The sequence below is a fragment of the Brasilonema bromeliae SPC951 genome, assembly GCF_012912135.1.
Taxonomy (GTDB): Bacteria; Cyanobacteriota; Cyanobacteriia; order Cyanobacteriales; family Nostocaceae; genus Brasilonema; species Brasilonema bromeliae.
In genome coordinates this window covers 1-11,443 of sequence record NZ_QMEB01000224.1, presented here as the reverse complement: position 1 = coordinate 11,443, position 11,443 = coordinate 1, and the positions used below count along the sequence as shown (strand labels likewise).

Genomic DNA, 11,443 nt, shown 5'->3' with positions numbered 1-11,443 from the left:
AGGACAGTGCCGTGGGCGGGTTTCCCGACTTGAGGCACCTGTCCGTTGAGCCAGTACTGTAGGAGGGTCTCCCGACTTGTAGACGCCCGAAGGGCGGCTTCCCGTAGGGTAGCGTCTGGCGTGGGCTAGGGGGGATCTCAATACAACGGTAGACTTTACAAACATTCTCTTACAAACATTGTTAACCACCAATGAAACTACCATTACTTGATTCCGAAATCATCGACCGTATTATCGAAATGGCATGGGAAGACCGGACTCCATTTGAGGTAATTGAAAAACAATTCGGTTTGCAAGAAAAGCAGGTCATTGCCCTCATGCGCCGTGAAATGAAAGCATCCAGTTTTCGGATGTGGCGCGAACGTGTTACCGGACGCAAAAGCAAGCATTTACAAAAGCGAGAATTTGTCGCAGGTCGGTTTAAATCAGCTAATCAAAAGACTTGAAACTCTCATTCTTACAAGGGCTTAGGTCAGCACCCCGCATATCAGCTCTTCCTTTATTCGTATATCCATAGGTAAGGTACAAAGCGTCAATATCGGGCAAAGGTAGGAAGTGCATTTGCAACTGATGTGTGATTATTAACAGAATACTTTAACAAAATACTTTGCGAAAGCATTGACAGCCCACTCTAATAGTTAGTAGTAACTGGAGGTCGGAAATATGACGGCTAATGAGAATAACAATTCAACACCTATTGAGAAAAACGACTTAGTTGGACTGAATCGCGATGTAGACGAGAACCTGACAGAAGGTCTAGTAGGAAGGGTTGTAGAATGCAACGAAGATGCATTTGATGTTAAGTTTCCTCTTCCAGGAGACAAGGAAGTGTCTGCCAAACTGCCAAGGGAAGATATAGACTTTTTGGTTGGAACGAAGCAGCTTGAAAATAAAAATGAAAATTAATGAAAATTAATTAGTTTCATCTTCGAGGGCAGAGTACCCCTCTGCCCTCAAAAAATTGGGAGCGATTTTTGTAAATTTGGCATACTCCCAAAAAATTGCTAATGTAGCTGACAAAAGAAGTCAAAACTTGTCGGAGGCGAAGCAATGAAAGCAGATGAACTATTGGCACAATACGCTGCTGGTAAAAGAGATTTTACTGAAGTAAACCTGAGCGAAGCATTCTTGGAAGGAGCTGATCTTAGTGGAGCAATTTTAGACAGAGCCATTTTGGATGGAGCTGATTTAAGCAGGGTTAATCTCAGTCACGCAAGCTTAATAGAGGCTGACTTAAATGGAGCCAATTTAAATCAAGCAAATCTCACGGAAGCTAATTTGAGTGGAGCCATCTTAGATGGGGCAATTCTAGAAGGAGCCATTTTGGACGGTGCTAATTTGAGTCAAGCTGATTTGACGATCGCAAAGTTAATCGGTACTCAATTACGCGAAGCCGATCTACAAGAAGCTAACCTCAATGCAGTTTCTTTAAACGAAGCAGATCTCAGTCATGCTGACTTGGCGAAAGCAGATCTCACCCAAGCAGATCTCAAGAACGCAGAACTCCATGAAGCGAATTTAAACCAAACCAACTTGGATAATGCAAATCTAGAAGGAACAATCCTGGATGAAGGTAAAGGCTAACTTTTGGTAAGAAACTTTTAGGAGATTTTCTCAGTCAGAATCTCCAAACTCTTCCAACACCCCTCCATGTCTGAATCAGCCCAAGGCATTCCAGGATTACCCGACTTAACGCATCCTAGCGAACTGATCCAATTTGGAACGCATCTACTTAAAGCTTCACTGTTATTAGTATTTCTGGTTTTAGCTTTGGGAATTGCCATTGCTTTGTTGAGCTTTGCCCTACGTCAAAATCAACAACAGCAAGAGATTTTGATTGGAGAGTGGGCAGTTAGTTACTCTCAACTATTGCGGGGATTACAGCATTTCACCTTGGTGTTAATCCTGCTGGTGGGAGGGTTTTTCCTTTGTTCAACTTTGAGCAATCGTTACCATCATTGGGAACAGGCAAAAGTAGCTCAAGTTGCCGAGAGTGTCGCTGGTGAAAGGTTAGAACAAATAGCGCCTCAAATACGATACATGACTGAAGAGCCATATGTATACACCACTCAAGTTAATGGCAAGATAGTCAAGGTAAATGAAAAACGAAAGCTCAGCCGTTTTTTAACATTAAGTGGCTCGCAAATTCAAGTTAAGATTGACCAAAGCCCAGATGTTCGAGGTCGTCGGGCAGTTTATAAAATAGACTATACTGCTGACTATAAAGTTGTTAACCAACTCAAAGATATTAATAGTTTTTTCTTTGAAGCATCACCACCCATTGGTTACTCCTTATTGCAAAGTTATAAAGTAGAGCGTGACGCTACCAGACTCGCACAAACAAATCCTGGTGACTATAGCTTTCCTTTTCAACTACAACCGGGAGAACAAACGAGTTTAAGAGTCACTTATAAAGCACAAGGAGCACCGCGCTGGGTTTATAGTGCTAATGGGCAGTTGCTTTCTAACTTTCGTCTGCTAGCGAACGCCAACTTTCCTGGAGCAGATTTTGCCAGTGGTATCGTACCCAGTGAGATAAAAAATGACAGACAAGGAACTCAATTTACTTGGGTCTTTGACGATAATGTTTCAGTGAAAAATCCATTTGGAGTATACACCTACACCGATCCCATTCGTCACACTGGTGTCCTGCCGCGACTGCTATTGCTAGCACCGACAATATTTTTCTGGTGGATATTGCTGCTGTATTTATCACTACCCATGAGCTTGACAAATGTGGCAATTGCAGGTAGTGTTTTCTTTGCTTGTTTACTAAGTTTGACTTACCTCAGTCGCTTCATAAATCCTCAGCTAGCTTGGACTCTCATTTCACTTGTCTTACTAGCATTGACATGGGGTTTGGGGTCAAAAAATCGCAGTGTTTCTCTAGCTGCCCTTATCTGTACAATTGCTGGGGCTGTATTACCCGTTTTTGGATTATTAGTACCATTTAGTGGTCTTACTCTCAGCCTTGCAGGCTTGCTTTCAGTTATCTGGCTTGCAGTTCGTCATTGGTATGGGTTGTATAGATTAGAACTAGAAGACCGTAGATAATGAGGTCTTTTCTATTGCATTTTTTCCGTTAAACTAGTTTAAAAACTCAAGTCCGATGAAAACATTTACTGCGATTGTTGAGAGAGATCTTGATACTAAACTTTATGTTGGCTATGTTCCTGGGTTTCCTGGAGCGCATTCTCAAGGTGAAACTTTAGACGAATTACAAGATAACTTACGTCAAGTCATCGAGATGCTTTTGGAAGATGAGGAATTAGTTTTCCAGACAGAATTTGTTGGTATACAACAAATTGTCATCCAGTAAACACTTATGAGCAACATACCTGTTCTCAAACCACAGGAAGTAGTTCGGATACTGGAAAATCTTGGGTTTATTGAAGTGCGTCAAATATGTTCCTGGGTTTGCTGGAGCGCATTCTCAAGGTGAAACTTTAGACGAAAATATGGGGTCAAAGCAGAGGGAACTTTAGGCGAGCGATTGCCAATTAACAAATAAAAAACCAGAAGTCTAAAAGCATGCTAAACGTCACAATCGGAGTTCGGACAGCCCTAATAAAATATCTAGCTTCCGTTGGTCTTTTGATGACCGCTTTACCAAGCGCGTTAGTATCCCAATCAGCGTCAGCCGCTCCGTTGGTGGGCGGAATTCTCTGGTCTGCTGACCTAAGCAATCAGGCACAGACTAGCACTCAAAACCTTACAAAGCGGCAGATTCATATTGCCGTGATTGGAGAAGTGACAGCTCCGGGGGCATACTTTCTGGCAGACTCTACACCATCGGATGAGCGTTTTACAGAGTCTCGGTCATTGCCTACTGTAATCAAAGCGCTTCAGGCAGCTGGCGGTGTCACCTTATATGCTGATACCTGCCGAATTCAAGTCCGTCGGCAGGCTTCTGACGGATCGAAACAAACAATTCCTGTAGATTTGTGCAAGTACAGGTTAAAAAAAGACTTAAGTCAAGATATAAGGTTGCAGGACGGTGACGCAGTTGTAGTACCATTCGCCCCATGATGATTGCGTCCTCAACTCCAGCCTAACTCTTTTATATAACTACAGAAAAAAACCTAACCCGTGTCTAATTCGGGTCAGGTTTTGAGTGCTTGATGTTAATGCCGAATTAATACTAAAAATTTTACCGAGGAATTACATGGGACTAAAGTCATGAGCTGATGTGACTTTATTACTAAATTTTAGGGGGTGATTGCTTAATCACCCCCCATTTATAATCTTTCTAGGATTCTTTGATAGCGCCAGCCTTCTGGGAACAAATATTACTCAGCAATATTAACCAAACCTGGAACTTGTGAATCAGCCAGTGTTGGTGCTGTAAATATAAGGGAATATAAACTTGTTGGTTGCTGTCTAGCGACAACTGGTAAAACTTGACGGGCATGAGTTGCGACTTGCATAGTCTTCACGTCGTATGTTTGTGTCGCCAACTTAGGATAGAAGCCGATACCGATGATGGGAAGTATCAAACAAGCAGTGATGAACAGTTCGCGTGGTTTAACATCCAGTACGAGTGCATCCAGCACTAACTCTTCATTTTGCTTACCGTAGAAGACTTCGCGCAGCATTGACAGTAAGTAAATCGGAGTCAGAATCACACCAACAGCCGAGAGGAGGACGACGACAACTTTGAAGCTAGAACTGTAAACATCGCTTGTGGCAATTCCGAGAAAAACCATCAACTCACCGACAAACCCACTCATCCCTGGTAACGCCAGAGAAGCCATTGCACCCGCTGTGAAGAGAGCAAACGTTCTGGGCATAACTTTCGCGATACCACCCATTTTGTCCATCATCAAGGTGTGAGTGCGCTCGTAAGTCACGCCAGCGAGGAAGAACAAGCTTGCAGCAATCAAACCATGAGAAATCATCTGTAGCATTGCGCCGCTGGTGCCCAACTCTGTATAGGAAGCAATACCAATCAGGACAAAACCCATGTGAGCAACTGACGAGTAAGCCAAGCGCCGCTTAAGATTTGTTTGAGCAAAGGCACAGCAAGCACCGTAGACAATGTTCACCACACCTAAAATTGCTAGCACGGGAGCAAAGTAAACATGAGCGTCGGGTAACATCTCCATGTTGATGCGGATAAGTGCATAACCACCCATCTTCAACAAAACACCAGCCAAAATCATCGAACCAGGTGCTGGGGCTTCACCGTGAGCATCGGGTAACCAGGTGTGCAGAGGGAAAATCGGCAGCTTGACACCAAAAGCAATCAAGAAGCACACATACACTAGGAGTTCAAATGCTTTGGGATATTCCTTCATTCCCAAAGTTGCCATGTCGAAGGTAACGGTGTCTCCAGAGAATGCCATTGCAAAGCCCGCTACCAAGATAAATATTGATGCAGCAGCAGTGTAGAGAATGAATTTGGTAGCTGCATAGCGGCGCTTCTCTCCTCCCCAGATAGAAATCAGCAAGTACACAGGTACCAACTCGATTTCCCACATTAGGAAGAACAACAGCAAATCCTGGGCAACAAACACGCCAATTTGGGCGCTATACATCACCAGCATCAAACCATAAAACAAACGCGGCTTGGTAGTTACTTTCCAAGCCGCGAATACTGCGAGTGTGTTAATCAAGCCTGTCAACAGTATCAACGGCATCGATAAGCCATCAACCGCTACAGACCAATTCAAACCTATTTGAGGAATCCAAGAATATTTTTCAACTAATTGGAATGCAGAGCTTTGAAAATCGTAGTTATGCCAAAAAGCATAAATCATCAGGGCAAAGTCTGTAAACGCAACTCCCAAACCATACCAGCGGAGAGTTCTGCCTTCTTTATCTGGGATAAAGGGGATGGCTGTAGCAGCCACCATTGGCAATAGGATTATGGTTGTTAACCAAGGAAAATCGATCATATTCATCGCTGACAATCACTTTCAATCACTTTATGTTTTTCTTTTTAATTACATTATATTAAGCAATTCATAGTTTTGTGAACATTGTTTCCTTACAAAAACCAAATCTTTAGATTTGCATAAGAATAAATACTCATTTCAAGCTCGAATCCATTCTAATTGTAAAGTTTTGCTACGTCAACAAAAAACGGCGGCAACAGCCACCGTTACAAATTTTTATATTAACTCTGTCCTAGGATGGTTATCTGGCGAGGAGAGTTCTTTCAAGAAACACAGGGGTGTAGGGGTGTAGGGGTGTAAGGGTATAGGGGTGTAAGGGAAAAAGGTGTTTCTTTCATTCGTTGCGAGGGTGTAACCGCGCTAGTTAAAGGCTCAGTACTTAAACAAGAAGACAGATAAAGTTACCTATGAATATCTCAAACAATACGGTTGACATATAACCACGTATCTATATTTGAAATTTAGAGTTTTGAATTTTGAATTGATTTTGCTCCTTGAGTATCAACACAGAGCGATCGCACCTCTGCTTTTATCCCCTCCTCCATCCAAGCTGCTGTCATCGCTTGAGCCACAGCTTGAGAATGAGCTTTATCCGTCAAAGCTAACAGCGTTGGACCAGCACCACTAATCACCATCCCATAAGCACCAGCTTCAACAGCAGCAGAATAAACCGCATCGTAACCTCGAATCAATGCTTTTCGATAAGGTTGATGCAACCTATCTTGCAAAGCAGCCCTCAACCAATCACCCCTGCCAGTTTCCAAACCACGCAACAACAATCCCAGATGCGCCGCATTAAAAATCGCATCCGCACGACTTACCTCAGTAGGCAAAACCTGGCGCGCCTCCTTCGTTGAAAGCTCAAAATCTGGAATCGCTACCACTGGTACAATCTCCTCACACCAAGGAACCTCACAAATCTCCCAACTCTTTTGTTCTCTGCGCCTCTGCGGTTCACCTTCCACCCCCGTCGCCGCCAACCGACACCCCCCCAACAAAGCTGGTACCACATTATCCGGATGTCCTTCTAGAGCGATCGCCAACTCCATCACTTCCAACTGGCTCAAAGGCTCCCCCTCCAACAGATTGGCACCAACCAACCCACCGACTATTGCTGTCGCCGAACTCCCCAAACCCCGCGCCAGTGGAACACCAAGATGAATCTCAATCTCTACAGGTGGCGGTGTCTGCTCTCTATATTGATAAAATTTCACAAACGCTTGATAGAGCAAATTACTTTCATCAGTGACAACTCGTTCAGCCTCCGCACCCATGACAGTAATTTTGACCTTCCCAAGGTAAGGCGGTATATCAAGGCGAGTGAACTTAAACTCGTTGTACAGCGTTAGAGCCGCACCAATACAATCAAAACCTGGTCCTAGATTAGCAGTTGTCCCTGGAACAGTGATAGATACAGAAGGAATAACAGACATTTGTCAGTAAAAACTAATTAATCAATCAGCATCTCACGTAACTGATTAATTTGCTCAGCGGTTATCTGAATCTCTTGTGTGACGTCTACCGCATGGCAAATACTACAGCGACGTGCCAAAGAACAACAAATAAGTGTTTAGGTTTGTGTGAGCGGTATCGCTCACATTTATTCCTCTATCCAAGTGCTAAGAAACTCTACTTCGTTTTCCATTTCCTCTGCTGATTTAGCAGCAACCAATCTCAAAATACCACGCATCAGTTCTCCGATTGAGTAACGTTGCTGCTGTACTAAAATCATCCCTGAGTGAGGTTGTTCTTGAGTCAAAAAAGCTGTGTGTAAACGATAGAAATCTTGAATGTTAGAACTGTACAAAACGCGACCTTGCGACCTTGCCCAAATTAATTGTTCTTCGTCTGGATATTTTAATCGGTTTACACTTAGAGTTGTGATTACATCTACACCACGATTTTGTAGAGCCAGGACTAATGCAATATCACCAGAATCCTCGTCCATGTACAAGCGAATTTGACTCACGACTGTCTGCTGGCTTTATGTAATGCCTCTATGCGGTCAGCTTCTGCTTCTTGGGCAGCAATGTCGGCATCGATTTCTTCTCGATTGATATGATAATACGTCAAAGCTGCATAAACCTGTGCTATCGTTAAATGCCCAATCCTAGCGGCAATTTCTTCTGCCCTAAGACCTTGTTTATACCAAATAGCAATTCGTCGCACTGTGACACCAGTGCCAGCAATCAGAGGACAGCCTCCATGAATTCCAGGATGACTGTCAATGAGAGTGCCAATATCAGTGAGAGTATTTGACATAGTGTTAAATGACATAACCATTGCTGCCTATTTTAACAAACGCAATCCAAGTGTTGTTCCAAATACTTGAAAGCGTCTAACACTACTGCCCTAACTCCTTAATATTGTTCATCACTTGTTGATAGAGTAGTTTATTATTCTGTTTATCAAAGGTTTCTGCTGCTCGCTGCAAGTCTTGCATAGCTTTTTCTTTATCACCTAGTGCAGCATAAGCATTTCCTCGGTTATTGTGTGCTGCTGCAAAATTAGGAGCAAGGCGAATCGCTTCGTTGTAATCTGTGATTGCTCCGTCTCTATCTCCTTGAGCACTGCGAGCATTTCCCCGATTATTATAAGCAACAGCAAAGTTAGGATTGAGGCGAATCGCTTGGCTGTAATCGTCTACCGCCTGGTTTTTCTCTCCCTTTGCCGAAAGAGCATTTCCCCGATTATTGTATGCCTCGGCATATTTAGGATTGAGGCGAATCGCTTGGCTGTAATCGTCTATCGCTCCGTCTCTGTCTCCTTGTGCGGCGCGAGCATTTCCTCGGTTATTATAAGCTTGAGCATCGTTAGAATTTATGCTAAGGGCTTGATTGTAATCCTCTATTGCCCCCTGCTGATCTCCTACATCAAAGCGAGCAAGTCCCCGACTGTTATATGCAGTTCCATAGTTGGGACTGAGGTTAATTGCTTTGGTATAAGAAGCGATCGCTCCTTGTGAATTCCCTTTAATTTGCTGATACTGACCTTCAATATAAAAGTCTTTGGATTGAGATGGTGTTGCTACAGGGCGTCCAACAGGACGAACTCCAATTTCTGTTACTAAAACATCGTCACTGTTGCTACAGGAAACGGTTGCAAGGGCGACAAATACGGTAAACGCAGCTATGCAGACAGCTTTCATTCTTTACCAGTCATCTTCTGAAGAAACATAGGGAACAGGGAACAGGGAACAGGGAACAGGGAACAGTAAACAGTGAACAGTAAACAAGGGGTGGACGAGTCCGTTTCCTACCTGATAACTGATAACTGATAACTGATAACTGTTAACTGATAACTGTTGATCACTCGTCAGTATTTTCCTGACTTTCTTGATTTTTGGGAATCAGTCGCCAAGCAGTGGTTTTCTCAATATCTACAGACAGTTGTTCCAAATTTTCTCCTAAATCTTTTTGTAGCTTTTGAGTTAGTGTAATCGGAAAATCGAAATCTATGTCTTGAGTTTGTATTAGCTTTGCGAGTTCTACAAATGCTACCTTCACTGTTTTTCGCTCAGAGGAAGAAAGTTTGAAGTACGAACTTTCTGGTAGATTCTGAGCAAGCATAGCTTTTTTGATTCGCTCTTGTAAATGCGCGAACTCCGAGTCTATGATTTTCCATTGTTGCTCAAGCTGTGCATATCTTGCATTCAGTGATGTTAGGTTTTCTGTGGTAGGCTCTGGATTAATTTCTTTGTTTAATTCTATCAAACGTTGATGGATTTGAGCAAGATAAATGCAGTCTAGGTAAGCATACTCTATTTGTTCTTCTGTGAGTGGTCGCTTTCCCCAGTCGCTGGTTTGTTCTTGTTTCTCTATATTCTTAAAATCACAAAGTTCTGCTGCTAAAGTTTTTAATTGGTAGTTAGGTACTGGTAAGGCATAGTAGGGAATTTTTTTTGCCATTTCCAGAGTGCAAGTGATGTTTGTAGCTTTTTTATTACCCAGATATTTCACATCAAAGCTAGCATTATGAAAGACTTTTTCAATTTGGGGATTGAGCATAATGTTGTCGATAAACTCAGCCACAATATCAGGATGGTTGAGTATGTCTAAAATATGGATGCGATCGCCACTCAAGTCTGTTGGATCATCTAATACCTGAATCAGCGATAGTCTCGGACTACGACTTTTGTATTCTGCGATTTCTGTATCAATCCACAAAGTATGAGCTTGAGTGTATTCAGCAACAAGAGAACGCATTTCGCTAGCTGAAGTCAAATATGGCATGGGGTGAATTTGCGGAAAAATGGGCAAGAGCAATTAAGTTCTAGCGTGTGATTTTTGCTTAGATCATCTCTGACTGCGTAGATTATACATTGTATCTAAAGCAGGGGTAGGATTTATACCAATTCAAAATGGACTGCGTCCCGCTGCGCTAACAAAATTCAAAATTCAATCCGGAAGAAAGCCAGACATCACAAGGGTTTGGGAGTGTGTATCTGTTGCATTCTTTTTTCAAATTGGTATTAGTTAGCAGATGGAGAATCTTGCTGCTTGATATACTTGTTGAAGACATCAAGCGACACTCCATCACACCAAACCTATAAAAGTAGTTCACTAGTTGCAACAATTCGGAGTGACTATCAATGTATAATGCAGAACTCCCTGCTAACTTGGCTGACTTTGGAGAATTGCTCCGTCGAGTTTTGGCGGGAGAAGAAGTTATTCTTTCTCAAGCTGGTACTCCCATTGCTCGCATTGTTCCTCTAACTAACCAACCATTACCTCGAATTCCAGGATTGGACAGTGCTAAGGTATTCATTGCCCCCGACTTTGACGAACCCTTACCGGAGGATGTTTTAAACGATTTTCTTATCCCCTTAGACATCCAGAATGAAAGTATTACTTGATACCCATGCATTCATTTGGTGGGTCACAGATGATTCTCAACTGTCATCCACGGCTCGCAGTATAATTGCTGACCCAAGTAATGTGTTGTTTTTAAGTGCTGCGAGTGCGTGGGAAATCGTTATTAAGGTACGTCTAGGAAAACTAAATTTACCTGAACCTCCAGAAACCTATATCCCAAGTCGTTTGACAATGAATCGACTTGAAAGTCTACCGATTCAAATGGTTCACGCTTTACAAGTAACAAATTTACCAGATTTACATCGTGATCCTTTCGACAGGATAATTATTGCTCAGAGCCAAGTGGAAAAAATGCCAATTGTAACTGTAGACAGTCAGATTACTCAGTACCCTGTTGATGTGATTTGGTAATGCAATCACGCTTTGGGAACATCTCCTACGGGGGGCACACAATGCGATACGCTTTGCGTCAAGCCTCCGGCTTATCGCTCATAATTTCAAAACTACCCAATTATCGTCAATGAATTCACTAAACATGACTGAGCCATTATAAAAAGTCAGAATTGCTAAATTGCTAAATTCAACACTGATTTGATTGCGGAATTGAGAACAAAAACGATGTATCAATAAATAAATAAGATACCGCGCTTACGAGGTAGTACATGGAACCACTGACTGCTGGGGCGATCGCAATTGGGACTGTGATTGCGACAAAGGCTTTGGAAAAAACGG

The 11,443-nt window shown here is 42.7% G+C and carries 14 protein-coding genes; 8 read left to right on the top strand and 6 right to left on the bottom strand.

Going from position 1 to position 11,443, the window contains the following annotated elements:
• Positions 1 to 191 precede the first annotated feature (191 nt).
• The 6 genes from DP116_RS22810 to DP116_RS22785 all read left to right on the top strand — a co-directional run bounded on the left by DP116_RS22810 (position 192) and on the right by DP116_RS22785 (position 4,029).
• Positions 192 to 446, top strand: coding sequence for a TIGR03643 family protein (locus DP116_RS22810; RefSeq protein WP_169157351.1), 255 nt, complete (start codon positions 192 to 194; stop codon positions 444 to 446).
• A 217-nt stretch (positions 447 to 663) separates the two neighbouring features.
• Positions 664 to 906: a hypothetical protein gene (locus DP116_RS22805; RefSeq protein WP_169157350.1), complete on the top strand. Its 243-nt coding sequence runs from the start codon at positions 664 to 666 to the stop codon at positions 904 to 906.
• A gap of 144 nt (positions 907 to 1,050) precedes the next feature.
• Positions 1,051 to 1,584: a pentapeptide repeat-containing protein gene (locus DP116_RS22800; protein ID WP_169157349.1), complete on the top strand. Its 534-nt coding sequence runs from the start codon at positions 1,051 to 1,053 to the stop codon at positions 1,582 to 1,584.
• Between the two features lie 66 nt (positions 1,585 to 1,650).
• Positions 1,651 to 3,054 (top strand): hypothetical protein, encoded by a 1,404-nt coding sequence (locus DP116_RS22795; RefSeq protein WP_169157348.1) that lies wholly within the window; start codon positions 1,651 to 1,653, stop codon positions 3,052 to 3,054.
• A gap of 55 nt (positions 3,055 to 3,109) precedes the next feature.
• Positions 3,110 to 3,319 (top strand): type II toxin-antitoxin system HicB family antitoxin, encoded by a 210-nt coding sequence (locus tag DP116_RS22790; RefSeq protein ID WP_169157347.1) that lies wholly within the window; start codon positions 3,110 to 3,112, stop codon positions 3,317 to 3,319.
• 212 nt (positions 3,320 to 3,531) lie between these two features.
• Complete coding sequence (locus tag DP116_RS22785) at positions 3,532 to 4,029, top strand: polysaccharide biosynthesis/export family protein (protein ID WP_169157346.1); 498 nt, start codon at positions 3,532 to 3,534, stop codon at positions 4,027 to 4,029.
• Positions 4,030 to 4,289: 260 nt separating this feature from the next.
• On the opposite strand, the gene DP116_RS22780 is transcribed toward DP116_RS22785, so the two are convergent.
• From DP116_RS22780 to DP116_RS22755, 6 genes are all read right to left on the bottom strand, one after another.
• Positions 4,290 to 5,903 (bottom strand): NAD(P)H-quinone oxidoreductase subunit 4, encoded by a 1,614-nt coding sequence (locus DP116_RS22780; protein ID WP_169157345.1) that lies wholly within the window; start codon positions 5,901 to 5,903, stop codon positions 4,290 to 4,292.
• Between the two features lie 455 nt (positions 5,904 to 6,358).
• A complete protein-coding gene (gene thrB / locus DP116_RS22775) occupies positions 6,359 to 7,330 on the bottom strand; it encodes a homoserine kinase (RefSeq protein WP_169157344.1) in 972 nt (323 codons plus the stop codon).
• Between the two features lie 167 nt (positions 7,331 to 7,497).
• Positions 7,498 to 7,866, bottom strand: a complete 369-nt coding sequence (locus DP116_RS22770) for a DUF5615 family PIN-like protein (RefSeq protein ID WP_169157343.1) — start codon at positions 7,864 to 7,866, stop codon at positions 7,498 to 7,500.
• Positions 7,863 to 8,159 carry a DUF433 domain-containing protein gene (locus DP116_RS22765; RefSeq protein WP_169157352.1) on the bottom strand — a complete coding sequence of 99 codons (297 nt, stop codon included), beginning with the start codon at positions 8,157 to 8,159 and terminating at the stop codon, positions 7,863 to 7,865. Before DP116_RS22765 ends, DP116_RS22770 begins: the two co-directional genes overlap by 4 nt.
• 82 nt (positions 8,160 to 8,241) lie before the next feature.
• A complete protein-coding gene (locus DP116_RS22760) occupies positions 8,242 to 9,045 on the bottom strand; it encodes a tetratricopeptide repeat protein (RefSeq protein ID WP_169157342.1) in 804 nt (267 codons plus the stop codon).
• Between the two features lie 160 nt (positions 9,046 to 9,205).
• Positions 9,206 to 10,129, bottom strand: a complete 924-nt coding sequence (locus DP116_RS22755) for a ribonuclease D (RefSeq protein WP_169157341.1) — start codon at positions 10,127 to 10,129, stop codon at positions 9,206 to 9,208.
• Between the two features lie 359 nt (positions 10,130 to 10,488).
• Here DP116_RS22755 and DP116_RS22750 point away from each other — a divergent pair, with 359 nt between their 5' ends.
• The gene (locus DP116_RS22750) at positions 10,489 to 10,752 is read left to right on the top strand and encodes a type II toxin-antitoxin system Phd/YefM family antitoxin (RefSeq protein WP_169157340.1); all 264 of its coding nucleotides are present in this window, start codon (positions 10,489 to 10,491) and stop codon (positions 10,750 to 10,752) included.
• On the top strand, positions 10,736 to 11,122 hold the full coding sequence (locus DP116_RS22745; protein ID WP_169157339.1) for a type II toxin-antitoxin system VapC family toxin: 387 nt from the start codon (positions 10,736 to 10,738) through the stop codon (positions 11,120 to 11,122). The genes DP116_RS22750 and DP116_RS22745 overlap by 17 nt, the downstream gene beginning before the upstream one ends.
• Positions 11,123 to 11,443 lie beyond the last annotated feature (321 nt).

Bases quoted from the DNA above. Each gene is read 5' to 3' on its own strand.
- thrB (WP_169157344.1), bottom strand. From the start codon at position 7,330: ATGTCTGTTATTCCTTCTGTATCTATCACTGTTCCAGGGACAACTGCT.
- DP116_RS22810 (WP_169157351.1), top strand. From the start codon at position 192: ATGAAACTACCATTACTTGATTCCGAAATCATCGACCGTATTATCGAA.
- DP116_RS22795 (WP_169157348.1), top strand. From the start codon at position 1,651: ATGTCTGAATCAGCCCAAGGCATTCCAGGATTACCCGACTTAACGCAT.
- DP116_RS22750 (WP_169157340.1), top strand. From the start codon at position 10,489: ATGTATAATGCAGAACTCCCTGCTAACTTGGCTGACTTTGGAGAATTG.
- DP116_RS22805 (WP_169157350.1), top strand. From the start codon at position 664: ATGACGGCTAATGAGAATAACAATTCAACACCTATTGAGAAAAACGAC.
- DP116_RS22745 (WP_169157339.1), top strand. From the start codon at position 10,736: ATGAAAGTATTACTTGATACCCATGCATTCATTTGGTGGGTCACAGAT.
- DP116_RS22800 (WP_169157349.1), top strand. From the start codon at position 1,051: ATGAAAGCAGATGAACTATTGGCACAATACGCTGCTGGTAAAAGAGAT.
- DP116_RS22765 (WP_169157352.1), bottom strand. From the start codon at position 8,159: ATGTCAAATACTCTCACTGATATTGGCACTCTCATTGACAGTCATCCT.
- DP116_RS22785 (WP_169157346.1), top strand. From the start codon at position 3,532: ATGCTAAACGTCACAATCGGAGTTCGGACAGCCCTAATAAAATATCTA.
- DP116_RS22755 (WP_169157341.1), bottom strand. From the start codon at position 10,129: ATGCCATATTTGACTTCAGCTAGCGAAATGCGTTCTCTTGTTGCTGAA.
- DP116_RS22780 (WP_169157345.1), bottom strand. From the start codon at position 5,903: ATGAATATGATCGATTTTCCTTGGTTAACAACCATAATCCTATTGCCA.
- DP116_RS22760 (WP_169157342.1), bottom strand. From the start codon at position 9,045: ATGAAAGCTGTCTGCATAGCTGCGTTTACCGTATTTGTCGCCCTTGCA.
- DP116_RS22790 (WP_169157347.1), top strand. From the start codon at position 3,110: ATGAAAACATTTACTGCGATTGTTGAGAGAGATCTTGATACTAAACTT.